The sequence below is a fragment of the Denitrificimonas caeni genome (assembly GCF_027498055.1).
In the GTDB taxonomy this organism is placed as follows: domain Bacteria; phylum Pseudomonadota; class Gammaproteobacteria; order Pseudomonadales; family Pseudomonadaceae; genus Denitrificimonas.
Genome location: NZ_CP114976.1, coordinates 1,312,501 through 1,339,071, shown reverse-complemented (window position 1 = coordinate 1,339,071; position 26,571 = coordinate 1,312,501). Strand labels below are relative to the sequence as shown.

Below are 26,571 nucleotides of genomic sequence, written 5' to 3'. Positions count from 1 at the left end.
TGTGACTGCAGTCTCAAGCTAAGGCATTTCATCCACCTCTTCAGTCGCAACTGGCGGGATTAAGTCCTCCACTGTTAGCTTAAGCCATATGAGGAAGACGCTGGAGACATACACCGAAGAGTATGTACCCGCGGTAATACCAATAAACAGGGCCAAAGCAAAGCCCCAAAGGTTATCGCCACCAAAAGCCAGCAATGAACCAACTGCTAGCAATGTTGAAATCGAAGTCGCTAAGGTTCGCAGCAAGGTTTGCGTGGTGGAAATATTGATATTGTCAATCAATGACGTATTGCGTAAAAACCGAAAGTTCTCTCGAATACGGTCAAACACCACAATGGTGTCATTCAATGAATAACCAATAATCGCCAAAATAGCTGCCAGGACAGTTAAATCGAAAGTCAGCTGGAAGAAAGAGAACACTCCCAAAGTGACAATCACATCATGGAACAAACTGACAATCGCACCGACACCAAACTTCCATTGGAAGCGGAATCCCAAGTACACCATAATGCCAGCAAGAGCTAACAAAATGCCGAGGCCACCCTGATCGCGCAATTCCTCACCAACCGCTGGACCAACAAACTCAACACGATTGATCGTCACTTGATTACTCGCATCTTCACGCAGCACTTGCGCGACCTGAGAACCTAAATTCGGATCATCGCCCGGCATACGTACCAAGACATCACTCACGGCACCAAAACTTTGTACAACAGCATCAGGATAGCCACCATCGTGCAACTGATCACGGATTTTATTTAAATCCGCTGCATGCTCATAATTGAGCTCGATCAGGGTACCACCGGTAAAGTCCAAGCCCCAATTCATACCTTTAATAGCTATGGAGGCTATGGAAGCCACAGTTAAGAGCAAAGTAAGGGTCATCGCAAGCTTGCGCACACCCATAAAGTTAATTACACGTTTCATGTTCGCCATATCCTTAAATCCACAGCTTCTTGACGTCACGGCCACCATAAATCAGGTTAACCATGGCACGTGTCACCATAATTGCAGTGAACATTGAGGTGATAATGCCCAGCGACAGGGTTACCGCAAAGCCTTTAATTGGGCCTGTGCCCATTGCAAAAAGAATTGCGCCAACCAACAAGGTCGTTAAGTTACCATCAATAATGGCTGAATAGGCTTTATCAAAACCTTCATGAATGGCGCGCTGTACTGACATACCATTGGCGATTTCTTCACGAATCCGCGAGAAAATCAGCACGTTAGCATCCACCGCCATCCCCATCGTCAAGACGATACCAGCGATACCTGGCAAGGTTAAAGTAGCCCCCAATAACGACATCATTGCTAACAGGTTAACCATGTTAAGGCTCAGAGCAACAACAGCCAGCAGACCAAACGCCTTATAGATCAAGACAATAAAGATCGCGACAAACAAGAACCCCCACAATGCTGCTTTAACACCCAACTGAATGTTTTCCGCACCCAAGCTTGGGCCAATGGTGCGCTCTTCGGCAAAATACATTGGCGCAGCTAAGCCACCAGCACGCAGCAATAGTGCCAACTCTGACGACTCACCCTGCCCATCAAGCCCAGTAATGCGGAACTGACTGCCCAACGCTGACTGAATCGTGGCCAAGCTGATCACGCGTTTTTCTTCCGCAAAAGTCTGCACCGGGACTTCTTTTTCAACACCATCAACCAACTGACGCACATAGCGTGTAGTTGGACGCTGCTCAATAAAGATCACCGCCATACTGCGGCCGATATCATTACGCGTAGCACGGTTCATCAGCTCACCACCATGGCCATCCAAACGGATATTCACCTGTGGTCGACCATTCTCATCGTAGCTGGCCTGCGCATCAGTCACTTGATCACCAGTGAGGATCACACTGCGCTCCAAAGCTACAGGCGGACGCCCTTCTTCGCGGAACTCATACATCTCTGTTGTTGCGCGCGGCGCATCGTGGGCTGCAGCTAAACGAAACTCAAGGTTAGCTGTTTTCCCAAGAATACGCTTAGCCTCTGCTGTGTCTTGCACACCCGGCAGCTCAACTACAATGCGGTTAGCACCTTGGCGCTGGACTAGCGGTTCAGCAACACCCAACTCATTTACTCGGTTACGTACCGTAGTGAGGTTCTGTTTAATCGAATACTCACGAATTTCTGCAATTTTGCTCGCCAGCAAAGTTAAGCGCAGTACTGGTTTATCATTACGCTCTGTTGTCGTGATATCAAAATCAGTAAAATCTTTACGGATCAAAGCCCGAGCTTTATTTAAAGTAGCAGTATCGTCAAAACCAAGCTGAAAGCCATTTTCGATACCTGGCAGGCTGCGGTAACGAATGCGCTCTTTACGCAAAATACTTTTTATTTCGCTGTCATACACCTTCACTCGCGCTGCAATGGCTTTTTCCATATCAACTTCGAGCAAGAAATGCACACCGCCAGATAAGTCCAGACCCAACTTCATCGGGCTCGCGCCGAGATCACGTAACCATTTTGGCGTAGTTGCCGCCAAGTTAAGCGCTACCACGTAATCGTCACCTAAAGCTTTGCGCACTACGTCTTTCGCTGACAGCTGATCGTCACGCTGCAGTAAGCGCACCAACCCACCACGACTTTCTAGAGCTGCACTTTTCACACCAATACCAGCAGCTTTCAATGCTGCTGTAGCTCGATCCAGATCGGCTTCATCGACCTGCAATCCACTACTAGCACCTGTGATCTGAATTGCCGGATCATCCGGATAGAGGTTAGGTGCAGAGTAAATAAAACTGATGGCAAGGATTGCTACAATCAGCAAATACTTCCACAAAGGATACTTGTTGAGCATGACACCGCCCGCTTATGTGGCTGATTTAAATCAACCAAAACTAATCGAATACAACGCAAAACGGACAGCCTGCTACACCAACTCCAGTAGAAGCTTTGCACATGACTGTCCGACACACAGATATACTTAAATCGCTTTTAAAGTGCCTTTAGGCAATGCCGCAATTACTGCGCTTTTTTGCACTTTTAACTCAACGGTATCTGATGCTTCAATCACTAAGAAATCATCCGTTACTTTAGTAACCTTGCCCGCAATACCACCACTGGTAACAACTTCGTCACCTTTTTGTAAGCCACTCACCAAGTTACGGTGCTCTTTGGCTCGTTTGGCTTGCGGACGCCAGATCATCATATAGAAGATCACCAAGAAACCAGCGAGCAAAATAAACTGCATATATTCACCGCCTGGTGGGCCACCAGCAGCAGTATCAGCGTAAGCAGCAGAAATAAAGAAATCCATAAACAACTCCCATTACAAAAAAGACATTAATTGTCTGTTATTTTTAATTAAGTGGCGGCGTAGGCAAACCACGACGCGCGTAAAACCCATCAACAAAGTCGTTCAATGTACCCTGTTGGATAGCCTCTCGTAAACCCGCCATTACCCGCTGGTAATGGCGCAAATTATGTATGGTATTGAGCATGCCACCTAACATTTCTCTGCATTTATCCAAATGATGCAAATAAGCGCGGGAGAAATTCTGGCAAGTATAGCAATCGCAGCTGGCATCTAAAGGTGAATCGTCATGACGGTGCACCGCATTGCGGATTTTAATCACGCCGGTATCAATAAACAAATGCCCATTGCGCGCATTGCGGGTCGGCATCACACAATCAAACATATCAATACCGCGACGCACCCCTTCGACTAAATCCTCAGGCTTGCCCACACCCATTAAATAACGTGGCTTTTCTGCCGGCATATGCGCTGGCAAGAAATCCAAAATACGAATCATATCTTCTTTTGGTTCACCGACCGACAAACCACCAATGGCCAAACCATCAAAGCCGATCTCGCACAGCCCTTCTAGAGAGCGCAGACGCAAATCTTCATGCATACCACCTTGGACAATCCCAAACAAAGCAGAAGGGTTATCACCGTGGGCAACTTTTGAGCGTTTGGCCCAGCGCAATGACAACTCCATAGATTTTTCTGCAGTGGCCACATCAGCCGGATACGGCGTGCACTCATCAAAAATCATTACCACATCGGAGCCCAATTCACGCTGCACTTGCATGGATTCTTCCGGTCCCATAAAGACTTTGGCGCCATCCACCGGAGAGGAAAAATACACACCTTCCTCTTTAATTTGGCGCATCGCACCCAAGCTAAACACTTGGAAACCACCGGAGTCAGTCAAGATTGGCCCTTGCCACTGCATAAAGTTATGCAAATCACCGTGCTCTTGAATCACTTTGGTGCCGGGACGCAACCACAAGTGAAAGGTATTGCCTAAGATCATATGCGCGCCAATGGCCTCAAGATCCCGCGGCAACATGCCTTTAACCGTGCCGTAAGTACCCACCGGCATAAATGCTGGGGTTTCCACCACGCCACGGGGGAAAGTTAAACGTCCACGGCGTGCACGACCATCGGTCGCCAATAAATCAAACTGCATAAAAGACATGCATCACTCCTCAGGACTGCGCGGTTGTGGATTGCGCGTAATGAACATGGCATCGCCATAACTAAAAAAACGGTACTTGTGTTCGACCGCACTGCGGTAAGCATCCATTATTTCTGGATAGCCAGCAAAGGCAGCGACTAACATCAGTAAAGTCGACTCGGACAAGTGAAAGTTTGTCACCAGCGCATCCACCACATGAAACGGACGCCCTGGATATAAAAAGATATCAGTTTCGCCAGCAAAGGCCTGCAACTCGCCAGTGGTCTGGGCCGCACTTTCTAATGAGCGCACACTGGTTGTACCCACCGCAATGACTCGACCACCGCGTGCCTTACAAGCTGCAACCGCATCCACCACTTGCTGGTTCACTTCCAGCCACTCATGATGCATCTGGTGATCTTCGAGAGTATCAACCCGCACTGGCTGAAAGGTTCCAGCACCCACGTGCAAAGTAACAAAGGCTGTTTCGACACCTAGCTGTGCAATGCTGGTCAACATATGCTCATCAAAATGCAAACCTGCGGTCGGCGCAGCAACAGCGCCAGCATGCTCGGCATAGACTGTTTGATAGCGCTCACGATCATCCAGTTCATCCTCACGCTCCATATAAGGCGGTAAAGGCATGTGACCGATACGCTCGAGCAAAGGTAAAACAGGCTCACTCATTTGCCATTCAAAAAGACTGTCATGGCGCGCTAATAACGTAGCTTGAGCGCCATCATCCAGCTCAATCGTGCTCCCCACTTTCGGTGCTTTACTGGCACGCACATGCGCCAGCACGCGATAGGTGTCGAGCACACGCTCCACCAGCACTTCAAGCTTGCCGCCGGTTTGCTTTTTGGCAAACAATCGCGCAGGTATCACTCGTGTATTGTTAAACACCATTAAGTCGCCTGGGCGTAAGTAGTCGAGCAAATCAGCAAACTGCTGATGGGCAATCGTACCGCTGGGGCCATCAAGCACCAGTAAGCGACTGGCACGACGCTCAGCCAGTGGATAGCGAGCAATCAGCTCATCAGGTAAGTCAAATTGAAAGTGTGCAACGCGCATAATCGTGATCATTAATAAGAGGGAGCAAAGCTTAACGGAAATATTTGCATCTGACTATGCGAAATCATTTGACCGAAGTGCAAAGCATCTCTATACTTTCGCGCCATGCCTCGGTGGCGGAATTGGTAGACGCAGCGGATTCAAAATCCGCCGTTGGTAACAACGTGGGAGTTCGATTCTCCCCCGAGGCACCATTTCCCTCTCTGTAACCCTCTAAATACGAGGGTTACAGAAAATCGCAAAAACAAATACCCTCATACCCCCCGAACTACAGCAACACATAAGTTTAACCCATACTTTAAGCCCGCACGCTGCCAAGCAAAACTGGCCTAAACTGCTCGTAGTGATAAATTTCAGCCGCTAAACACTACCCCGCTTTACTCAAAGCTTCTTTTCCTTAAACCCCTAAGCTTACCAGGCCCTATTGCGCACAGTTGCGCAGCTTTTTCTGCGCCAAGCTTGCATAAAAGAAATTTTCAAAAGCCTAGACTGCAAGCTAAAAAGAGGGCTAACAAGGATAAACCCAGCGCCCACATCGAGCACAACTGCACGGCAAGCATTGGACTGACGCTGTTTTTTGCTCAAGACAACACTATTGATGAGCTACTAAAACAAGCTGACAGGGCTATGTACCAAGCCAAGCAAAATGGACGCAACTCTGTAAGGTGTTACCGCAACATAGAGCAAGCAATCTAGCTCTATCAGCCTGCTCGCGCTTGCTTTTAGCCCGCATAGCCACGTGCAGCATCACTCGTGGCTATCTTCCACAGCCTTAGTAGACTGCAATTGATCTTGCATCGCTTGCATTTCTTCCTTCGAGCGCAAGCGACATACAGCAAGCTGCTCTAAGCGCATTGCCGTAATTGCTGCCAATGGATTGTCTTCCTGCTTGGCCTGCTGCGCTTTTTCATAAGCAAGGCTGTCATCCAGCACTTCTTCAGTGACTGCTGCGCGCTGCTCTTCATCACTCATCTCAACTCCTCCACGCAGCGGCCAAAATAGCACTGCCAAACTCATTTAGGCTTAATTTAACACGTCTTCATAATTCTTTTAGACAGCCCAGTAGCGCGGTGCATAATTTTATTTCTTAATCCGCTAGACTAGTGTTTTGCAATGCTATTGAGTCTAGTTCCTTATGAGTGCTACCGATTTAAGTAAACACACGCCGATGATGCAGCAGTATTGGCGGCTAAAGAATCAACACCCAAACCAAATTATGTTTTATCGCATGGGTGACTTTTATGAACTTTTCTATGATGATGCAAAAAAAGCGTCGCAATTACTGGATATCACCCTGACCTCACGGGGACAGTCCGGCGGCAGCATTATCCCAATGGCAGGTATCCCCTTCCATGCCGCCGAAGGCTATCTGGCGCGTCTAGTCAGCCTCGGCGAATCAGTGGTTATTTGTGAGCAAACAGGCGACCCTGCGACCACCACAAAAGGCCCGGTAGAGCGGCAAGTAGTGCGCATCCTTACTCCTGGCACGGTCAGCGATGAAGCCTTAATGGATGATCGCCGCGATAACTTAGTTGCCGCATTACTCGGTCACGACACTGTCTTTGGCTTAGCTGTACTGGATATCAGTAGCGGGCGCTTTAGCGTGCAAGAGTTGCACAGCGAAGAAAACGTCTTAGCTGAAATCGAGCGAATTAATCCAGCCGAACTGCTAATCCCCGATGATTGGTCAGCGCCAGCGGCCTTAGAAAAACGCCGAGGTAATCAGCGCCGCGCACCCTGGGATTTTGATTACGACAGTGGCTTCAAAGCTTTATGCCAACAGTTTGCCACTCAAGATCTAAAAGGCTTTGGCTGTGAGTCACTCACGCTGGCCATTGGCGCAGCAGGGTGCTTATTGAGCTATGCCAAAGAAACCCAGCGCACGGCATTGCCACATATCCGTAGCCTGTTCCATGAGCGCCTTAATGAAACGGTAATCCTCGATGCAGCCACCCGTCGTAACTTAGAGCTGGATAAAAACCTCTCTGGCGGACGCGAGAACACCCTGCAATCGGTCATTGATCGCTGTCAGACCAGCATGGGCAGCCGCTTACTGAGTCGCTGGTTGAATCGTCCTTTGCGCCAGCGTGCTGTGCTCGAAGCGCGCCAAGATGCGATTGCTTATCTGCTCAACGACTATCACTTTGAACGGGTGCAGCCGGCACTCAAAGACATTGGTGATATTGAGCGAATTTTAGCGCGCATCAGTTTGCGCAGTGCCCGTCCCCGAGACCTAGCTCGCCTGCGTGATGCACTTAGTGCCTTACCCGCCTTGCAAGAGGTGCTTGCTGATCTAGATATTGCGCGCATCCAAGAGTTGGCTAAAGCCATCAGCGCCTACCCTGAGCTGGCAGATACACTGAGCCGCGCTATTATTGATAATCCACCAGCAGTAATTCGTGAAGGCGGCGTCTTGAAACTGGGTTACGATGCAGAGCTCGATGAGCTACTGACTATCAGTGAAACTGCCGGACAGTTTTTAATTGACCTAGAAACACGAGAAAAAGAGCGCACCGGTCTGGCCAATTTAAAAGTGGGTTACAACCGCGTACACGGCTACTTTATTGAGATACCGACTCGCCAAGCCGAGCAAGCACCACCTGAATATATTCGTCGACAAACCCTTAAAGGTGCCGAGCGTTTTATTATTCCGGAACTCAAAGCCTTTGAAGACAAAGCATTATCAGCAAAAAGTCGTGCCTTAGCCCGCGAAAAACAGCTTTACGATGAGCTGTTAGATATTTTAATTGACCATATTGCACCACTGCAAGAAAGCGCGGCTGCCCTGGCTGAGCTGGACGTAATCAGTAATTTATCTGAACGCGCACTAAACCTAGACCTGTGCCGCCCAGTATTTACTGAGCAACCGCAGCTGGCAATCAAACAAGGCCGCCACCTTGTGGTCGAGCACGTTTTAACCACACCTTTTGTTGCCAACGATGTGAACATGGACAATGCCACGCGCATGCTGATTATTACTGGGCCAAACATGGGCGGTAAGTCCACTTATATGCGCCAAACAGCTTTAATCGTCTTACTTGCACATATTGGTAGTTTTGTGCCCGCGCAGCAATGTTCCTTGTCGTTAGTAGACCGTATTTTCACCCGCATTGGCTCCAGTGATGACCTCGCTGGTGGTCGCTCGACCTTTATGGTTGAGATGAGTGAAACGGCCAATATTCTGCATAATGCCAGCGCCAACAGCTTAGTTTTAATGGACGAAGTTGGACGGGGGACCAGCACCTTTGACGGTTTATCTTTGGCTTGGGCAGCAGCAGAACAACTGGCCGAGCTGCAAGCTTGGACTTTGTTTGCCACTCACTACTTTGAGTTAACCTCACTACCCGAGCGCTTAAACAGTGTCACTAACGTGCACTTAAGCGCCACTGAGCATAAAGACCGCATTGTGTTTTTACACAGCGTCCTACCTGGCCCAGCCAACCAAAGCTATGGCTTGGCCGTTGCACAGTTGGCGGGAGTCCCCACTGCGGTTATCAGCCGCGCACGAGAACACTTGCAGCAGCTTGAACAACAAAGTTTAATGCAGAACAATACCAGCACCAGTAACAACACTGAGCAAGCCCCAGTACAAAGTGACTTATTTGCTACGCAGCCGCACCCCCTGCTGCTAGAATTGCAAAAAATGAATCCAGATGAGCTGTCGCCCAAAAAGGCGCTTGATCTGTTATATGCTTGGAAGACCCAAATCTAACGCTATGCAGCACAAGCTGTTAGAATTGCCGGTCTTTTATTTACTTACTGCGCTGCACCTAAGCAGCGCTGACTACTTAAACTTGCAGCTCTGCATTAGATAGAGCACAAGTAACACGCCCAAGGAGATAGCTAGTTATGACCTTCGTTGTCACTGATAACTGCGTTAAATGCAAGTACACCGACTGCGTAGAAGTCTGCCCAGTAGACTGTTTCTATGAAGGCCCAAACTTTCTGGTGATTCACCCAGACGAGTGTATCGACTGTGCCCTGTGTGAGCCTGAGTGCCCTGCAGAAGCAATTTTTGCAGAAGATGAGGTGCCAGAAGATATGCAGGAGTACACAGCCCTAAACCAAGAGCTGGCAGATATTTGGCCAAACATCAGCGAAAAGAAAGATCCGCTGCCTGATGCTGAAGAGTGGGACGGTGTGCCTAATAAGCTTGAGCATTTAGAGCGTTAAACAGTAGCGCTCTAACCCCAAGTCTTTAGCAGCGACGTACTTTAGCTGCCATAATAAAAAAACCCGTATCTTGTGACTTGAGAGATACGGGTTTTTTATTAGCTATTACTTCAACTGCTCATGCGCTTGTTGGTCAGCATGGTAAGAAGAGCGCACCAAGGGACCCGAGGCAACATTCTTAAAGCCCATCTTTAAGCCTTCCTCAGCAAACCACTTAAATACATCAGGGTGCACAAAACGCTCAACAGCCATATGGTCACGGGAGGGTTGCAAATACTGCCCCAAGGTCAACATATCAATGTCATGCTCGCGCATACGCTGCATCACCTCAATAACCTCAGCATCCGTCTCACCCAGCCCTAGCATCAAACCTGACTTAGTTGGCACACCTGGCACGCGCTGCTTAAAGCGCTCAAGTAAATCCAAGGACCACTCAAAATCTGAACCCGGACGTGCAGCTTTATATAAACGCGGCACAGTTTCCAAGTTATGGTTAAAGACATCTGGTGGCTCAGTCGCAGTGATATCTAAAGCAATATCCATACGTCCACGGTAATCAGGCACCAAAGTTTCTAACTGAATGCCTGGTGACAATGCACGTATCTCACGCAAACAGTCGGCAAAGTGTTGAGCACCACCATCACGTAAATCATCGCGGTCAACCGAAGTGATCACCACATACTTAAGCTTCATATCGGCAATAGCTGCAGCCAAACTGTGCGGCTCATTGGCATCCAATGGGTTTGGACGGCCGTGCCCCACATCACAGAAGGGGCAGCGTCGGGTACAGATGTCCCCCATAATCATAAAGGTAGCAGTACCACTGGAGAAACACTCACCGAGGTTAGGGCAAGAGGCTTCTTCGCAGACGCTATGCAATTTATGCTTGCGCAAGGTCTGCTTAATGTTTTCAACTTCAGGTGAAACCGGTACGCGTACACGAATCCAATCGGGTTTACGCAATACGTCAACGGTAGGAATCACTTTGACCGGGATACGTGCTAGTTTATCAGCGCCCCGTAACTTCACGCCCATTTCAACTTTAGCGGGCTTTGCTCTCACTGGAGCTTCTTGATTACTCATAGCATTCAATCCCATTGGTAAGGGTTATGTATTCACTGTAGTGAAGGTGTTTGACGAGTGCATCACGCAAACGCACACTTACTGTCGGTATATCCACAGGCTGTTGGGTTTGCTCACGCAGCTGAGTCATCTGCAGGCCGGCATAACCACAGGGGTTGATCCGCTGAAAAGGCTGTAAATCCATATCAACATTTAATGCCAAGCCATGAAAGGAGCAGCCACGACGAATGCGCAGACCAAGGGAGGCTATTTTTTTATCAGCAACATAGACACCCGGAGCATCCGGCTTGGCACAGGCAGTAACTTGATACTGGCTGAGTAGATCAATCAAGCTGTTTTCAATGCCACTGACTAAGTCACGCACACCGCGTCCCGCGCGACGCACATCCAGCAGGATATAAGCCACCAGCTGACCTGGAGCATGGTAGGTGACTTGCCCACCACGGTCGACTTGCACCACAGGGATATCGCCCGCAGCGAGTATGTGTTCGGCCTTGCCAGCCTGCCCTTGGGTAAAGACCCGCGGGTGCTCAAGTAGCCAAATCTCATCAGCACTGTCAGCGTCACGCCTTTGCGTAAAGTTTTGCATAGCATGCCAAGTAGGCTCGTAAGCTACGCAACCTAAATGACGAATCACAACGCTGCTGGGCATTACAACACCATGCGCACAAGACCTGTTTCACGTAAATCTTGATTGATTTTTTCCAGTTGCTCGATGCTCTGCGCATGGATATGCACCTGCACCGATAAAAAGCGCCCATTGCTGCTATCGCGACGGGTAAAGGCTGCAGGATCAACCTCTGGCGCATGACGCTGAACCACGTCAATTATCACATCAATAAAGTTGTCGCAGTGATCACCAATAATTTTAATCGGGTAATCAGCGCATGGAAATTCAATTTTCGGCGGTTGTTGCTGAGTATCTTCGGTCATCTCAACTCCGAGCTTTTGGCTCTTTTCGGTAGAAGGCTTGGATAAAACCTTCTATATACATACCTGCTCTTGCTTCTAAGGCAGACAAATAGAAGCGTTATTATGCTTTGTCTGCCCACCTCGAACAATCAAGCTTTAGTTAAACAAGTTGTAAAAAAACATGCGAATTGAATCCAGTATGCGGCTAAAGAAACCACCCTCTGGAACATCTTGCAGCGCTACCAAGTCTGCCGTGTGCAGAACCTCATCGCCTAAACGCACTTCCACAACACCTAAGCTCTCACCGGCAGTGACGGGTGCAATTACACTTTCATCCAAAACCATGGTTGCGGCAATTTTCTGTACTTGACCGCGAGGTAAAGTGAGCGTTAAGTCCTCAGCCAGCCCCACCTTAACCTTTGATTCTTCGCCCTTCCAGACCTTACTTTCGGCCAATTCAACACCTTTCTGGTAAAAGGTTTTAGTTTCAAAAAAGCGGAAGCCATAAGTCAGTAATTTTTGTGTTTCTGCAGCTCGAGCAGCTTCACTGGAAGCACCAAACACCACGGAAATCAAACGCATATCATCACGCACAGCAGAAGCCACCAAGCAATAACCAGCTTCATCTGTGTGGCCCGTTTTTAAACCGTCAACGGTTTTATCTCGCCATAACAATAGATTGCGGTTTGGTTGCTTAATGCCATTCCAGAGAAACTCTTTTTGCGCATAGATTTCATAGTGCTCTGGGTCTTCAAAAATTATAGCGCGAGCCAACTTCGCCATATCATAGGCTGTCGAGTAATGCCCCTCGGCTGGTAAGCCCGTGGCATTGCGAAAGTGGGTGTTATCCAACTGCAAACGTACTGCTGCAGCATTCATCATGCTGGAGAAAGCTTCTTCGCTACCGGCAATATGTTCCGCTATGGCGACACTGGCATCGTTACCCGACTGGATAATAATACCGTGCAGCAAATCATCTACCGAGACCTGCTTGCCCACATCAATAAACATCCGCGAGCCGCCGGTACGCCAAGCTTTCTCACTGACGGTCACCATGTCTTGCTCGGTGATTTGCTCATTTTGAATTTCTTTAGTGGCGATATAAGCGGTCATCAGCTTAGTTAAACTGGCTGGGGGCAAGCGCTCATCACCATTGTGCTCGACCAAAACTTGGCCGCTTGTAGCATCCATTAACACATAAGATTTAGCCGCCAATTGCGGCATCGCGGGAATCGCCGTCGGCACTTTAGCTGCAGTAGGTACGGGCTCGGCACTGATATAGCTTGCGGCGCAGACGACAACCGCGGTCAAACAAAACTTTTGTAAAAACTGACTAATTTTCATACAACTCTCAAATTGATAAAGATAAACACTGACGCTGATTTACTGCTCTGGCATTTAGCCGCAAGCAAGATGCGTAGCAAGCTATAACAACGATGCTGCTAATCCGCTGTCACCAGCGCTGGCAGCCCTAAATTTGCCAAGCGCACACGATCACGCAAGTGCTCAGCCTCGTTTTGATTGGGTACTGGTCCCATCCGTACTCTGTGCAGCACTTGCTGATCGCGCACCACCGAGTTGATGAAGACCGGCGCACTGGTCAGCTGACTGAGCTTGTCCATCAGCAACTGCGCAGCGTCTGGATTGGCGAATGCTCCTACTTGGAGATATAGGCCAGCGACTGATAGTGAAGCGTTTTTTTTTGAGTCAATTTGCGCAGGAATTAAAGCGCCAGCATGTTGCTCTGCAGGCGGCGTATAGTTCACTGGTTCATCTGGCAAAGTCGGCAACGCTAGAGGTTTATTGTAAGCCACCGCATTCATAGCACCAGGCTCTGGCACTTTTTGCCCACGCTCGGCCCACCACTGGTGCGGATCAATACCTTCAACCTTAACCCGTGCCACACCTTTCTCGGCGTAGCCGAGTTTTTTTGCTGCAGCGAAGGATAAGTCAATAATTCGATCAGAATAGAATGGTCCACGGTCATTGACTCGCAAAGTAACGCTGCGGCCATTTTCTAAGTTGGTGACTTTGACATAGCTGGGTAACGGTAGAGTTTTATGTGCAGCGGTCATCCCATATAAATCAAAGGTTTCACCGTTAGCGGTATCGCGACCATGAAACTTAGTGCCGTACCACGATGCAGTACCAGTCATTTTATACTTGCGCGCATCTTGAATTGGGAAATAACGACTGCCCATCACAGTGTATGGCGCTGCTTTATAATTACCGTTATGCGGCATAGGTACAGCATCGGGAATACGGGAAACGTCAACCGACCACCAAGGCGCACCATCGCTGCTTGATTGCTTAAAATTGGCTGGACCACTAATCGACCCATCACGTATGACGGGTTGCGGCTGTGGTCCTTTCGGGCTGCTCGACGAGCAACTGATCAGCGCTATAGCTAGAGCAGTTGCAGTCAACACCTGCATACTGTGCTTCAACATTGCTATTCCTTACGTGCGGCGGCTAACTGCTCAGCCAACTCATTCACTGCCATGGCATACATTACACTACGATTATAGCGCGTAATGGCTTGAAAATTCTCTAAACCAATCCAGTACTCACTGCCCGCATCAGCATCCAAACGGAAAGCTGTAACCTTGCGCCCCTGCTCTAAGGGCTCACGGGGGGTCCAACTTAAATTTTGCAACTCTTGGACAGTAATTTTCGGATCAAGGCTATCAGATAATCCCTGCTCTGCAGTCTTTACATTGTTCACATCAGCGCGCACCACGACTTTTTGGCCTGGCTTCCAACCATGCTTAATAAAATAGTTTGCCACACTGCCGACGGCATCAGTAGGGTTTTGCCAAATATCAATATGGCCGTCATCATCAAAATCAACAGCATAAGCTCGGAAACTTCCCGGCATAAACTGCGGCAACCCCATTGCTCCGGCATAAGATCCTTTCAAACTTAAAGGATCCACTTGCTCCTCGCGCGTCAGCAACAAATACTCTTTGAGTTGCTGGCGGAAAAACGGGGCCCGTGGCGGGTAATCAAATGCCAAGGTCGACAGTGCATCAATCACACGGTAACTACCAGTATTGCCGCCATAAATAGTTTCCACTCCTATAATGGCAACAATCACCTCAGCAGGCACACCATACTCTTGCTCTGCACGCTGCAGGGCTTCAGCGTTTTCCTCCCAGAATTCAAGGCCTTTATCTAGGCGCGACTGAGTGATAAAAATAGGACGGTACTCTTTCCACAGCTTAACCCGCTCGGCAGGCCGTGAAATAGCATCTAAAATAGCTTGTTTGCGCTCCGCTTGTGAAAACAACTCCTGCAGTGATTCGCCAACAAAACCAAACTCGGCACTCATTTCTTTAATAAATGGATCTGTTAAGGGATGCTGCGCATAGTTATTATCTTGCGCAAGAACCTGAGTTGCCGCCAGCGTTAAACCTAAGCACGCGACTATTTTTTTCATTCGAAATAACACAGTTTGCATGTAAAACCCTTAAGAGTGAGCAATCCATTTACGGTGTGTATGAATTGCCATTAAAATACCAAACCCAGACAAGAGCGTAACCAAAGAAGTTCCGCCGTAACTTATAAATGGCAGCGGCACCCCAACAATAGGCAGTAAACCACTGACCATTCCCACGTTAACAAACACATAGATAAAAAAGGTTAAAGTAATTGAGCCTGCCAATATTTTGCCGAAAACGGTTTGCGCTTGTAAGGTAATCACCAGCGCGCGGGCAATCAAGAGCAAATACACTAAAAACAGCAAGCAGATACCAACCAGGCCAAACTCCTCACCCAGTACCGCAATAATAAAGTCTGTATGACTTTCAGGTAAGAAGTCCAAATGCGACTGTGTGCCGAGTAGCCAGCCTTTGCCAAATACACCACCTGAGCCAATCGCAGCTTTAGATTGAATAATATTCCAACCACTGCCCAGCGGATCACTCTCTGGGTTTAAAAACGTTAGGACACGCTGCTTTTGATATTGATGCATTACAAACATCCACATCCCCACTGCAGCCGGAACAAACGCGGCAATAGCTCCGAGTATCCAGCGCCAGCGCAAGCCTCCTAAAAACAACACAAACACCCCAGACACGGCAACCAACATCGCTGTACCTAGATCCGGCTGGCGCGCAATAAGGGCGGCAGGGAGCGCAATTAAAACAACACTAATCAAGATGCGCTTGGGCGATGGCGGCAAATTATGGCGCGCCAGATACCAAGCTAAGGTCATCGGCATAAATAACTTCATCAACTCAGCGGGCTGAAAACGCACCACTCCGGGAATACTGATCCAGCGTGTAGCCCCCATAGCTTTATGCCCGATGACATCGACTACGACTAGCAGCGCCACGCCTATGACATAAAGTAAAGGTGACCAGCTGGCCATAAAGCGTGGCTCCAATTGTGCCACCACGACCATCACCAATAAGCCAACGCCAAACGAAGATGCTTGTTTTATCAATAAGCTTTCGTCTTTACCACCCGCCGAATACAACACAAACAAACCAATGGTGCCGAGCATTAATAATAAAAACACCAGCCAGCCATCAATGTGTATGCGCTGTAAAATAGATGCACGGCGACGCAGCACATCACCTTCAGACAATACGCGATCGAAACCACGACTCATGGCCTTACCTCGCTGATTTCGCGCTGCGCCTCTGTTTGATACTGCACTTTTAGCTCACCATCCTCATCCAACAACCAGGCGTCTAATACTTGCTTAGCAATCGGAGCGGCGACTCCGGAGCCAGACTCACCGTTTTCAATCATGACAGCCACAGCAATCGCCGGGTTTTCAGCCGGTGCATAAGCAATAAATAGCGCATGATCGCGATGCCGTTCTTGCACTTTATCGCGGTCATAGCGCTCACCTTGCTTAATGGCCACAACTTGCGCAGTACCGCTTTTACCTGCTATGCGGTATTGGGCTGTATCGCCCACTTTGCGCGCTGTACCACGGGCACCGTGCAAAACGTTCTCCATGCCTAAACGTGCCGGCTCCCAAAACTTCTCATCACGCAAGACAATATCAGGCGGCTCTTGCGCATCGACAATGGGTTGCAGGCCACCAACACTTCGAGCCAAATGTGGGCGAATCCATTTACCTTTAGATGCCATCAAGGCTGTGGCTTGCGCTAGCTGTAACGGCGTGGTCTGCATATACCCCTGGCCAATACCTAAAATTAAAGTTTCGCCCGGATACCAAGGCTGCCGATAACGATTGCGTTTCCAGTCCCGAGAAGGCATCAAACCAGCGGTTTCTTCAAACATATCCAACGCCACTCGCTGACCAAAACCGAACCGACTCATGTAGTCGTGCATGCGATCAATACCCAGCTTATGGGCTAAATCATAAAAATAGGTGTCGTTAGAGCGGGCAATGGCTAAATCAAGCTCGACCCAGCCGTCACCATACCGGTTCCAGTTGCGGTACTTATGCTTATTATTGGGCAACTGATAAAACCCTGGATCAAACACGCGACTTTTCGGAGTAATAACCCCGGCATCTAAACCAGCAACCGCCATCATCGGTTTAATTGTCGAGCCAGGCGGGTATAAACCGCGTAAGACTCGATTAAACAATGGCTGATCTAACGAATCACGCAGCTCACCATAGGCTTTAAAACTGATCCCAGTAACAAATGGATTGGGATCAAAACTTGGCTGACTGACCATGGCCAGCACTTCACCATTGTTGGGATCCAATGCCACTATTGCCCCGCGACGACCATCTAAAGCAAGCTCAGCAGCTTCTTGAAGATTACTGTCTAGGGTTAAATAAATATCTTGCCCAGAAACCGGCTCAACGCGATTAAGCACACGTAACACTCGACCACGGGCGTTAGTTTCAACCTCTTCATAGCCGACTTGCCCATGCAACTGTTCTTCATAGAAACGCTCAATGCCGGTCTTGCCAATATGGTGGGTACCGCTGTAATTAACCGGATCAAGATTTTTTAATTCTGTTTCATTAATGCGGCCTACATAGCCAACAGAATGCGCAAAGTGTTCTTGTTGCGGGTAGTAGCGGACTAAGCTGGCTGACACCTCGACACCAGGCAAACGAAACTGGTTTATTGCAATGCGAGCAATTTGCTCCTCGCTCAACTCAAACATAACCGGTACAGGTTCAAAAGGACGACGGCCTTGACGGATACGCTTCTCAAACAACTCGCGACTGTCATTGTCGAGTTCAAGAATCTCAACAATAGAGTCGAGCACCTGCTCCCAATCACCGGCGCGCTCACGGGTCAAAGTAAGACTAAAGCTCGCCCGATTATCAGCTATAACGACACCATTGCGGTCATAAATCATGCCGCGCGTGGGAGGCAAAGACTGAACGTGAATACGGTTATTCTCTGCCAATGTGGAGTGATGCTCAAACTGCACAACTTGCAAATAGTACATTCTAAACATCAGCAGCATAGTTAACAGAACTAAAGCAGCACCACCAAATAAAACCCGCGCACGAATCAATCGCGCATCACGCTCATGGTCTTTTAATCGAATAGGAGGTGGCATAACCGCTCACTACTTATGATATGGATGGCCGTTAAGCACAGTCCACGCACGATACACCTGCTCACCCAACAATATGCGCACTAACGGATGTGGCAATGTCAGTGGTGATAACGACCAACGTTGCTCACTGCGCGCGCAAACCTGTGGCGCTAGTCCTTCCGGGCCGCCGACCATCAAGTTGACGTTGCGTGCTTCTAAACGCCAGCGCTCCAATTCTTGTGCCAGCTGCTCGGTACTCCAAGGCTTGCCATGTACTTCCAAGGTAACAATACGCTCACCAGGCTGCACTTTCGCCAGCATAGCATCGCCTTCTTGGCGGATCAGCCTTGGTACATCAGCATTTTTACCCCGTGTACTTAAAGGTATTTCAACGAGTTCTAAAGGTAACTCGCTGGGCAAGCGCTTAGCATATTCATGCCAGCCCTCTTCTACCCAGCGCGGCATTTTAGTGCCTACAGCAATTAAGCGAATGCGCACTTATTCAGCGCCTTGCTCATCGTGTTGTGCACGGCTTTGCTCAGCACCCTGCCACAAGCGCTCTAAGTCGTAATGCTCACGGGTTTCCACCTGCATCACATGCACGACTACGTCATTTAAATCCAACAGAGCCCACTCACCACCGTCTAAACCTTCGCTACCAATAGGTTTTACCCCTTGAGCTTTGACTTTCTCTAACACGTTCTCCGCAAGCGCTTTCACCTGACGGGCAGAACCACCAGAAGCTATAATCATAAAATCAGTGATACTGGTTTTACCGCGCACATCAATAGTCACGATATCTTTAGCTTTAACTTCTTCTAGAGATGCGATGACTAATTTTACGAGTTGTTCATTTTGCATTGGGTATCTAACCTCAAAAGCTCATCACTCTTGGTAGAGTTGATGAGTATAAATATATTGAAAAACAGTATCTGGTACCAAATACCGTACGCAGCGCTGTGTTGCTAATAAGTGTCTAATTTGTGTTGCTGAAATAGCCAGCGGTGTCTGCCAAACAAAAGCAATCTGACCACTAGGCCCAAGTAAGGTTTGTGGGTCATTGACGCTTTTTGCTGCCACTAAATCACGTAGAACCTGTGGTGCTTCAATATCTGCATCAGGGCGCTGCAGCACTAGAATATGGCAATGCTCTAATAACTCTTCCCAACGATGCCAGCTTGGCAAGCCACAAAATGCATCCCAGCCTAAGATAAGCAGCAACTGATCTTGCGCATCCAGCTCAGCGCGCAATGATAACAAGGTATCGATGCTCCAGGAGGGTTTATCGCGACGTAATTCACGATCATCAACGCTGAGCAGATCAACACCGGCAACTGCCAACTGCACCATTTCTAAACGCTGTTGCGCACTAACCTGTGGGGCATTGCGATGCGGCGGCTGTGCATTAGGGATCAGCAAGAGCTGATCTAACGCATAGTTCTCGGCAACCTCCAGTGCACTGCGCAAATGGCCAATGTGCACTGGATCAAAGGTACCGCCCAGCATTCCTATTCGTTTAGCCACGCACGTGTCCGTCACCAAATACGACATATTTCTCGCTAGTCAAACCCAGTAGACCTACCGGACCACGAGCGTGCAACTTATCTGTGGAGATACCAATTTCTGCACCTAAGCCATACTCAAAGCCATCGGCAAAACGGGTTGAGGCATTGATCATCACGGAACTGGAATCCACTTCGGTTAAGAAACGACGAGCATCTGTAAAGTTTTCTGTCACTATACTGTCAGTATGTTGTGAGCCGTAAGTATTGATATGCTCAATCGCTTCGTCTAACGAGCTAACAATACGCACCGCCAGAATCGGCGCATTGTACTCTGCTGCCCAATCATCTGCAGTAACAGCTTTAACCTGATCAGCAAATAAAGCACAAGTCTTCTCACAACCGCGCAATTCAACTTGCTTCGTTTGGTAGATATCGAGCAAAGGGCGCAGCACAGCATCCACTTGCGATTCATGCACTAATAGGGTTTCCATGGCATTACAGGGTGCGTAACGCTGAGTTTTTGAATTATCAGCAATACGAATCGCTTTTTCAGCATCAGCGGCTTGATCCACGTAGACATGACAGACGCCGTCCAAGTGTTTAATCACCGGCACTTTAGCATCACGACTGATACGCTCAATTAAACCTTTGCCACCACGGGGAACAATTACATCCACATATTTAGGCATGGTGATCAACTCACCCACTGCGGCACGGTCTGTAGTTTCTACTACTTGCACAGCACTGGCAGGGAAGCCAGCAACGGCTAGGCCTTCATTTAAACACTGGGCAATGGCTTGGTTAGAATGAATAGCTTCAGAGCCACCACGTAATATAGTGGCATTGCCGGATTTAATGCATAAGCTGGCCGCCTCTACGGTGACGTTAGGACGTGATTCGTAAATAATCCCAATCACCCCCAAAGGCACACGCATTTTGCCCACTTGAATACCCGACGGCACAAAGTGCATGTCGCGGATTTCACCAATGGGATCAGGCAAGGCAGCAACCTGCTTTAAGCCTTCAATCATTTCATCTATTCGTGCTGGTGTTAACGCTAAACGATCCAGCATTGCCTCGTCCAAGCCATTGGTACGGCCAGCTTGCATATCCAACTCATTGGCCGCAAGCAAAGCAGCTCGGGAGTTGTCGAGCGCAGTGGCTGTGGCTAATAAAGCCTGATTTTTCTGAGCGGTACTGGCCCTTGCCAACACACGGGAAGCCTCACGCGCAGACTCGCCAAGGCGCTGCATGTAGTCAACAACAAGTTCGGTCATAACATCAAAACCAAAATAAAAAGTTAGATGGGTGTCGATTATAGCGATGTCGGGGGCTAAACGCACAGTAAGTTTGCTTCGAAAGGTAAAGAGCTATAATCACCAAGCACTGCAGGCCAATGACAGGCGACTAAGACTACCTGCTCCTTTTCACGACATTGCTGCTTTGACTGGCCAGTGTGCCGCACAGGTTTCCGGGTTAACTGTGGGCCAATAAAGCATTGGCGAGCTGGGATTTTATTGCATATTGACCAGTTTGTCGCACCTTTCCACACACTCAAACCAAGACTGACCTGACCAATCACCGTAATTTCTAACATCAAAAAAAGACACTTTGTCTTAATATTACTTGTTGTATTGATTGGATGATCAAAATACATGCCTGCAGATAAATAACCTGCTAAACCGTAAGCGCCCTTAAATCAGCATCTTTTATCCTGCATTATACCGTTTCAAACTAGTCCTCGTCTTTTTTGGAGGTACTGGTTATGAGTTCTACGAGTTCGCGCGAGCGTTATGAGTTTTGGCAGCAGCATATGGTGGCCTGGCAAGGTTCAGGTTTATCCGGTGCGGCTTTTTGTAAACAGCATGAGCTGAACTATGCGCAGTTTAATTATTGGCGTAAGAAGCTTCTTGCTTCAGCGCCTGATTCAAGGCCTGCTGGATTTACAAGAGTTACTCAGCTGGCGACTAGCTCAGCCCAAGATGGGCTTGCATTGCATTTGCCCGGCGGCATGCGCCTGTCAGGCATTACCGCGGGCAACTTGGATGTCGCTGTGGCGATACTGCAGCAGTTGTAATGAAGGTGCGTTATTTACGGCCAGCCAAGCAGATGCCGGAAATTTATCTGTACCGTGCGCCGGTGGATTTTAGGAAGCAAGCCAATGGCTTGGCTTTGCTGGTTGAGCAAGAACTCGAGCATAATCCGTTCAGCGGCGCACTGTATGCATTTACCAATCGTCAGCGCAACAAAATCAAATGCGTGATGTGGGAAGACAACGGTTTTGTCATGTATTACAAGGCTCTAGCCGAGGAAAAATTTAAGTGCCCCAAACCGGCTGATGAGTTACTGTCTTTAACCGGTGAGCAAATAAATTGGCTGTTAGATGGCTACGATATTAGTCTGTTTAAAGGTCATAAAAAACTACAATACGATAGCCTAGGATAGCTTGAAAACTCTGGGTTTTAGCTGCTTTTAAAGGTGCTTTTCATGCTGGATTTCGCTATAATTTCGGCATGAAAAAGAAGCCATCCACACCCATTAAAACCCCTGACTTTAGCGGCCTTGACGCCGCTGAATTACGATCGGTTGTGGCACAGTTTCAAGCTGTTATTGAAGAGCAGAACATTCGCTTAAACGTTCAAACAAAAGAACTTACAGTGGCTCACCGGCGCATTGAAATCCCAGAAGAACTCAATCGTCTGCTGAAAACACAAAAGTTCAGTGCCAGCAGCGAAAAGTCTAAGTTTCAGCTCAACCTCTTTGATGAATCCGAACTCGAAGCCCAGCTCGATGATTTGACTTTGGTTGTTAGTCTTTGCCTTGCTGGATGAGCTTTCATTCATGCGATAACTCTTACGCCCAAAGCTTTTTTCTTCTTTTTCTCAGAAAAGGAGTAGTCGTAGTCTTGCGCCGCAAGCAGTTGCACCTTGCCGCCAGCGACGAGATAGGCTTCGTCATTTGCGGCAATGGAGCTGGACACTAGGGTTAAGTCTTGGCCTGCAACTGCGGTGAACTGCCCGCCCGAGTTAACCTCTGTGCCGACTTGCCGCACTTGATCGCGCTGGTTGGTGGCTTTTTTACTTTTACTATAGTGATGGCTTTCATTGGCAGCCGAGGCCAGTGTCAGGTCATTGCCGGCAATCAGCCGCATGTCTTGGCCTGACTGTTGAGGTAGTGACTGCCGTGCCTGTTACCGTGGTGCTCTTCCACTGCGGCAAGGGTGACGTCGCGGCCGGCATTAAGGGTTAAGTCGCGTGTGGCTTCGATTCGTGCTGCGCTGTCGGCAAAACTGCTTTCCCAGCGGCTATTACCGAGCGTGTTTTCGTGGCGGGTGACGGTACGCTGATTGAGGATATCCCCGCTGCGCGCTGTCAGATCCACATCACGTCCGGCTAAGATGCCGCCTTGACGGTTATAAATACTGTCTTCAGCCAACAAGGATAGGCGCTCTCCGGCATGAATTAAACCGCTGTTGTTTATATTTTGCGCCTGCGCACTGAGATTATTGCTTGCCCGTAACGTGCCTTGGTTATTTAAATCACCACCGCTAAGCAAGGTCAAATCACCCCCTTGAATTAAAGCGCCGCTCGGTGCTAAACGGCCTTCAGCTTGCGCTAGATACAGCACAGGGGTGAGTACTTTTTCACCCATAACCTCACGCTCTTCCATCCACACAATATCGTGGGTCAATGCCGCCACTTGCTCAGCACTGAGCGAGATGCCCACTGACAAACTTAGCGCATCTTTGCTGGCAATGGCGTTATCCATTAAATAACGGAACATGGCTTCGTCGCTGCTTAAACCGGCAATGAAACGCTGACCGGTGCGCGCAACTATAGCTTCACGCAACAGTCGTCGCTCATACAATCCATCGCCTAAACGCTTTTGCATCCGATCTGATTGTAAACCCAAGCCATTAAACAGATAGTCACTGCTGAGAAACTGCCGCATATTGGTTAAGGCTGGGCTGGTTTCAATCAGATAGCAATGACTGTTGTTTTGTCCTTGCAGATTCTACAGGTCAGCCATCACTAATTGCGCTTGGCTTTTCCCAAAGGATTCCAATGTATGCTGATTGCTGCCCAGCTGACTGCTGAGCAACGCATCCTGTCCAGATGATTGCGAACCTTGTTGCGCAAACTGCTCACCACGGGCACTACCATTGCCTACTGCGGCCTGAGCGCCTGCTGTTCCTTGGGCGCGTCTATCTTGCGCAGCCTGATCACTTAAGCGGCACAGGCCTTTACCGCCCGTGGGCACATTAAAACCAGGCAAGACAGTAGGATCGATTTGTTTCTGCTGCAAGTCAGGCGGTAACTGCGAGTTGATGCTGACCTGTGTCGCATGTGTGCTACCCGGCGCACGGGAATCGACTCGACTGCCACCGCTGACATAGTTATAGCTGGGTCGAATAACGCTGTTTTCTAGTTTTTGCTCAGAATGGATGGTGATATTGCCACCTGCTTGGATGATTGCTGAATACTCTTCGCCCGCTAGCGGAGTTCCAATAGTTTTGCGGCTGGGTAAATACTCTCGCTCCATACGTCCGATAAAACAGCTTAAATCCTGTTCAACAGAACTTGCTTGTAGTTGAGGTGCATGCTTTGCATTAAAGTTATTCTTTAAGCCTAAATAATAGTAGTAGCTCGGCTTACGTCCTGACACGAAAACACGCCAGCAAGCGATTTAAATCGCTTGAGGTTAAACACTGCCCAAGAAAAGGCCCAAGTAACTGGACTCTCTGCCGCACGGACAAACTGTGCGCACCTTGGAGCTCAATGTTATCGACCTGCAAGCAATCAGCACTGTCTATCTGCTGTTACGCTGGGTGCACTGAGCTCTCGCTCCGGAAGGGCTTGCAGCTCTTGTAAACGACGCTGTTGTTCTTGGAGTAAACGTTCTTGACGTTCTTGTGACAATTCTCTATCAATCGGCAGTTTCACTTGCGCAACAGCTCCCGAGATATAGAAAAGAAATAAAATAGCAAATCCTTTTGCTTTTGAAATCATATTTCAACTGCCATCCATGACTACAACTGCATAATTGCTGATCTAGACGTAAGGTTGCGTGACCAGGATCTCAAAACAGGCCAGATAGGAACAGCTTTTATACTGCAGCTGTAAATTTTGCTAAGTGCATCACGTTTTTATTGGACTAAGGCTAATTTTCTTTAGGCATAAAAAAACCCCAGATCATTGCTGACCTGGAGTTTTGTGTTCAAGCTTGACAGTGACCTACTCTGATTCATGCCTTCCTGGCACTCTCCCTGCGGGCAGGCTAAAGCCTGTCCAACTTTGTTCCAGACAAAGTTGTCACATGGGGCTTCGCGCCCGTTATACAGTGACTGAAGCTCATTTCGGATAAGCCAAAAAAAGGCCACCCAATACAGGGTGGCCTTTTCTATTTGGCGCTTGACAGTGACCTACTCTCACATGGGGAGACCCCACACTACCATCGGCGATGCATCGTTTCACTTCTGAGTTCGGGATGGGATCAGGTGGTTCCAATGCTCTATGTTCGTCAAGCAATTCTTTTTGAAGTCGCGTAGCACTTAGAGTGCTTCGTTACCTCGAATTAGGTTTGTGATAGTAGCATAATTTGTGCGTTTTGCGAACTTTCGGATCACAATTCGTCTTCCCAAATTGTTTGGGTGTTATATGGTCAAGCCTCACGGGCAATTAGTATTGGTTAGCTCAATGCCTCACAGCACTTACACACCCAACCTATCAACCTTGTAGTCTTCAAGGGCCCTTTAGAGAGCTTAAAGCTCTAGTGAGATCTCATCTTGAGGCAGGCTTCCCGCTTAGATGCTTTCAGCGGTTATCCCTTCCGAACATAGCTACCCGGCAATGCCACTGGCGTGACAACCGGAACACCAGAGGTTCGTCCACTCCGGTCCTCTCGTACTAGGAGCAGCCCCTCTCAAATCTCAAACGTCCACGACAGATAGGGACCGAACTGTCTCACGACGTTCTAAACCCAGCTCGCGTACCACTTTAAATGGCGAACAGCCATACCCTTGGGACCGGCTTCAGCCCCAGGATGTGATGAGCCGACATCGAGGTGCCAAACACCGCCGTCGATATGAACTCTTGGGCGGTATCAGCCTGTTATCCCCGGAGTACCTTTTATCCGTTGAGCGATGGCCCTTCCATACAGAACCACCGGATCACTAAGACCTACTTTCGTACCTGCTCGACTTGTTGGTCTCGCAGTTAAGCGCGCTTTTGCCTTTATACTCTACGACCGATTTCCGACCGGCCTGAGCGCACCTTCGTACTCCTCCGTTACTCTTTAGGAGGAGACCGCCCCAGTCAAACTACCCACCATACACTGTCCTCGATCCGGATAACGGACCTGAGTTAGAACCTCAAAGTTGCCAGGGTGGTATTTCAAGGTTGGCTCCACTGCAACTAGCGTCACAGTTTCAAAGCCTCCCACCTATCCTACACAAACAACTTCAAAGTCCAGTGCAAAGCTATAGTAAAGGTTCACGGGGTCTTTCCGTCTTGCCGCGGATACACTGCATCTTCACAGCGATTTCAATTTCACTGAGTCTCTGGTGGAGACAGCGCCGCCATCGTTACGCCATTCGTGCAGGTCGGAACTTACCCGACAAGGAATTTCGCTACCTTAGGACCGTTATAGTTACGGCCGCCGTTTACTGGGGCTTCGATCAAGAGCTTCGCTTACGCTAACCCCATCAATTAACCTTCCAGCACCGGGCAGGCGTCAGACCCTATACGTCCACTTTCGTGTTTGCAGAGTCCTGTGTTTTTAATAAACAGTCGCAGCGGCCTGGTATCTTCGACTAGCAAAGGCTTACGTAGTAAATACTTCACCCTCACCAGCGCACCTTCTCCCGAAGTTACGGTGCCATTTTGCCTAGTTCCTTCACCAGAGTTCTCTCAAGCGCCTTGGTATTCTCT

At 48.7% G+C, this 26,571-nt stretch carries 27 protein-coding genes, 1 tRNA gene, 2 rRNA genes and 1 pseudogene (1 of these 31 only partly in view); 7 read left to right on the top strand and 24 right to left on the bottom strand.

Annotated features, from left to right (window positions below):
• Positions 1-18: 18 nt before the first annotated feature.
• The 5 genes from secF to queA form a co-directional block, all read right to left on the bottom strand.
• A complete protein-coding gene (secF, locus tag O6P33_RS06380) occupies positions 19-927 on the bottom strand; it encodes a protein translocase subunit SecF (protein ID WP_269819362.1) in 909 nt (302 codons plus the stop codon).
• Between the two features lie 13 nt (positions 928-940).
• Entirely contained in the window at positions 941-2,803 is a 1,863-nt protein-coding gene (gene secD, locus O6P33_RS06375; protein ID WP_269819361.1) for a protein translocase subunit SecD, read from the bottom strand.
• Positions 2,804-2,929: 126 nt separating this feature from the next.
• The gene (gene yajC, locus O6P33_RS06370) at positions 2,930-3,262 is read right to left on the bottom strand and encodes a preprotein translocase subunit YajC (RefSeq protein ID WP_269819360.1); all 333 of its coding nucleotides are present in this window, start codon (positions 3,260-3,262) and stop codon (positions 2,930-2,932) included.
• Between the two features lie 43 nt (positions 3,263-3,305).
• Positions 3,306-4,421, bottom strand: coding sequence for a tRNA guanosine(34) transglycosylase Tgt (gene tgt / locus O6P33_RS06365; protein ID WP_269819476.1), 1,116 nt, complete (start codon positions 4,419-4,421; stop codon positions 3,306-3,308).
• A 12-nt stretch (positions 4,422-4,433) separates the two neighbouring features.
• Positions 4,434-5,480: a tRNA preQ1(34) S-adenosylmethionine ribosyltransferase-isomerase QueA gene (gene queA, locus O6P33_RS06360; protein WP_269819359.1), complete on the bottom strand. Its 1,047-nt coding sequence runs from the start codon at positions 5,478-5,480 to the stop codon at positions 4,434-4,436.
• 107 nt (positions 5,481-5,587) lie between these two features.
• On the opposite strand from queA, the gene O6P33_RS06355 reads away from it, so the two are divergent.
• Positions 5,588-5,674: transfer RNA gene (locus tag O6P33_RS06355), tRNA-Leu, on the top strand.
• Between the two features lie 265 nt (positions 5,675-5,939).
• Entirely contained in the window at positions 5,940-6,176 is a 237-nt protein-coding gene (locus O6P33_RS13205) for a diguanylate cyclase (protein WP_420094969.1), read from the top strand.
• 51 nt (positions 6,177-6,227) lie between these two features.
• Here the strand turns inward: O6P33_RS13205 and O6P33_RS06350 are convergent, their stop codons facing one another.
• The gene (locus tag O6P33_RS06350) at positions 6,228-6,452 is read right to left on the bottom strand and encodes a hypothetical protein (RefSeq protein ID WP_269819358.1); all 225 of its coding nucleotides are present in this window, start codon (positions 6,450-6,452) and stop codon (positions 6,228-6,230) included.
• 163 nt (positions 6,453-6,615) lie between these two features.
• On the opposite strand from O6P33_RS06350, the gene mutS reads away from it, so the two are divergent.
• Both mutS and fdxA read left to right on the top strand, forming a co-directional pair.
• The gene (gene mutS, locus O6P33_RS06345) at positions 6,616-9,192 is read left to right on the top strand and encodes a DNA mismatch repair protein MutS (protein WP_269819357.1); all 2,577 of its coding nucleotides are present in this window, start codon (positions 6,616-6,618) and stop codon (positions 9,190-9,192) included.
• Positions 9,193-9,329: 137 nt separating this feature from the next.
• On the top strand, positions 9,330-9,653 hold the full coding sequence (gene fdxA / locus O6P33_RS06340; protein ID WP_269819356.1) for a ferredoxin FdxA: 324 nt from the start codon (positions 9,330-9,332) through the stop codon (positions 9,651-9,653).
• Between the two features lie 105 nt (positions 9,654-9,758).
• Here the strand turns inward: fdxA and lipA are convergent, their stop codons facing one another.
• The 12 genes from lipA to O6P33_RS06280 all read right to left on the bottom strand — a co-directional run bounded on the left by lipA (position 9,759) and on the right by O6P33_RS06280 (position 20,919).
• Complete coding sequence (lipA, locus tag O6P33_RS06335) at positions 9,759-10,736, bottom strand: lipoyl synthase (RefSeq protein ID WP_269819355.1); 978 nt, start codon at positions 10,734-10,736, stop codon at positions 9,759-9,761.
• On the bottom strand, positions 10,729-11,388 hold the full coding sequence (gene lipB / locus O6P33_RS06330; protein ID WP_269819354.1) for a lipoyl(octanoyl) transferase LipB: 660 nt from the start codon (positions 11,386-11,388) through the stop codon (positions 10,729-10,731). Before lipB ends, lipA begins: the two co-directional genes overlap by 8 nt.
• Positions 11,388-11,669 (bottom strand): DUF493 domain-containing protein, encoded by a 282-nt coding sequence (locus tag O6P33_RS06325; RefSeq protein ID WP_269819353.1) that lies wholly within the window; start codon positions 11,667-11,669, stop codon positions 11,388-11,390. The genes lipB and O6P33_RS06325 overlap by 1 nt, the downstream gene beginning before the upstream one ends.
• Positions 11,670-11,804: 135 nt before the next feature.
• On the bottom strand, positions 11,805-12,992 hold the full coding sequence (locus O6P33_RS06320; protein WP_269819352.1) for a D-alanyl-D-alanine carboxypeptidase family protein: 1,188 nt from the start codon (positions 12,990-12,992) through the stop codon (positions 11,805-11,807).
• A 98-nt stretch (positions 12,993-13,090) separates the two neighbouring features.
• Positions 13,091-14,098 carry a septal ring lytic transglycosylase RlpA family protein gene (locus O6P33_RS06315; protein ID WP_269819351.1) on the bottom strand — a complete coding sequence of 336 codons (1,008 nt, stop codon included), beginning with the start codon at positions 14,096-14,098 and terminating at the stop codon, positions 13,091-13,093.
• A gap of 2 nt (positions 14,099-14,100) precedes the next feature.
• Positions 14,101-15,108 carry a lytic murein transglycosylase B gene (mltB, locus tag O6P33_RS06310; protein WP_269819350.1) on the bottom strand — a complete coding sequence of 336 codons (1,008 nt, stop codon included), beginning with the start codon at positions 15,106-15,108 and terminating at the stop codon, positions 14,101-14,103.
• 9 nt (positions 15,109-15,117) lie between these two features.
• Positions 15,118-16,263, bottom strand: a complete 1,146-nt coding sequence (gene rodA, locus O6P33_RS06305) for a rod shape-determining protein RodA (RefSeq protein ID WP_269819349.1) — start codon at positions 16,261-16,263, stop codon at positions 15,118-15,120.
• Positions 16,260-18,158, bottom strand: a complete 1,899-nt coding sequence (mrdA, locus tag O6P33_RS06300; protein WP_269819348.1) for a penicillin-binding protein 2 — start codon at positions 18,156-18,158, stop codon at positions 16,260-16,262. The genes rodA and mrdA overlap by 4 nt, the downstream gene beginning before the upstream one ends.
• A 9-nt stretch (positions 18,159-18,167) precedes the next feature.
• Entirely contained in the window at positions 18,168-18,635 is a 468-nt protein-coding gene (rlmH, locus tag O6P33_RS06295) for a 23S rRNA (pseudouridine(1915)-N(3))-methyltransferase RlmH (protein WP_269819347.1), read from the bottom strand.
• A complete protein-coding gene (gene rsfS, locus O6P33_RS06290) occupies positions 18,636-18,998 on the bottom strand; it encodes a ribosome silencing factor (RefSeq protein ID WP_269819346.1) in 363 nt (120 codons plus the stop codon).
• A gap of 24 nt (positions 18,999-19,022) precedes the next feature.
• Positions 19,023-19,661: a nicotinate-nucleotide adenylyltransferase gene (nadD, locus tag O6P33_RS06285; RefSeq protein WP_269819345.1), complete on the bottom strand. Its 639-nt coding sequence runs from the start codon at positions 19,659-19,661 to the stop codon at positions 19,023-19,025.
• Positions 19,654-20,919: a glutamate-5-semialdehyde dehydrogenase gene (locus O6P33_RS06280; RefSeq protein ID WP_269819344.1), complete on the bottom strand. Its 1,266-nt coding sequence runs from the start codon at positions 20,917-20,919 to the stop codon at positions 19,654-19,656. The genes nadD and O6P33_RS06280 overlap by 8 nt, the downstream gene beginning before the upstream one ends.
• A 488-nt stretch (positions 20,920-21,407) precedes the next feature.
• On the opposite strand from O6P33_RS06280, the gene tnpA reads away from it, so the two are divergent.
• The 3 genes from tnpA (at position 21,408) to O6P33_RS06265 (ending at position 22,473) form a co-directional block, all read left to right on the top strand.
• Entirely contained in the window at positions 21,408-21,719 is a 312-nt protein-coding gene (tnpA, locus tag O6P33_RS06275; RefSeq protein ID WP_269819343.1) for an IS66 family insertion sequence element accessory protein TnpA, read from the top strand.
• Positions 21,719-22,087 (top strand): IS66 family insertion sequence element accessory protein TnpB, encoded by a 369-nt coding sequence (tnpB, locus tag O6P33_RS06270; RefSeq protein ID WP_269819342.1) that lies wholly within the window; start codon positions 21,719-21,721, stop codon positions 22,085-22,087. Before tnpA ends, tnpB begins: the two co-directional genes overlap by 1 nt.
• A gap of 68 nt (positions 22,088-22,155) precedes the next feature.
• A complete protein-coding gene (locus tag O6P33_RS06265; RefSeq protein WP_269819341.1) occupies positions 22,156-22,473 on the top strand; it encodes a hypothetical protein in 318 nt (105 codons plus the stop codon).
• Here O6P33_RS06265 and O6P33_RS06255 read toward each other — a convergent pair.
• The 6 genes and pseudogenes from O6P33_RS06255 to O6P33_RS06235 form a co-directional block, all read right to left on the bottom strand.
• Positions 22,465-23,632, bottom strand: a pseudogene (locus O6P33_RS06255) (hemagglutinin repeat-containing protein); the annotation flags it as partial. The gene O6P33_RS06265 and the pseudogene O6P33_RS06255 overlap by 9 nt on opposite strands.
• Before the next feature lie 24 nt (positions 23,633-23,656).
• Positions 23,657-24,307: a hypothetical protein gene (locus O6P33_RS06250; RefSeq protein ID WP_269819338.1), complete on the bottom strand. Its 651-nt coding sequence runs from the start codon at positions 24,305-24,307 to the stop codon at positions 23,657-23,659.
• Complete coding sequence (locus O6P33_RS13200; protein ID WP_420094968.1) at positions 24,294-24,437, bottom strand: POTRA domain-containing protein; 144 nt, start codon at positions 24,435-24,437, stop codon at positions 24,294-24,296. Before O6P33_RS13200 ends, O6P33_RS06250 begins: the two co-directional genes overlap by 14 nt.
• 4 nt (positions 24,438-24,441) lie before the next feature.
• Positions 24,442-24,651: a hypothetical protein gene (locus tag O6P33_RS06245; protein WP_269819337.1), complete on the bottom strand. Its 210-nt coding sequence runs from the start codon at positions 24,649-24,651 to the stop codon at positions 24,442-24,444.
• Positions 24,652-25,051: 400 nt separating this feature from the next.
• A 5S ribosomal RNA gene (gene rrf, locus O6P33_RS06240) occupies positions 25,052-25,167 on the bottom strand.
• Between the two features lie 132 nt (positions 25,168-25,299).
• Positions 25,300-26,571, bottom strand: a 23S ribosomal RNA gene (locus tag O6P33_RS06235) (it continues 1,621 nt past the right edge of the window).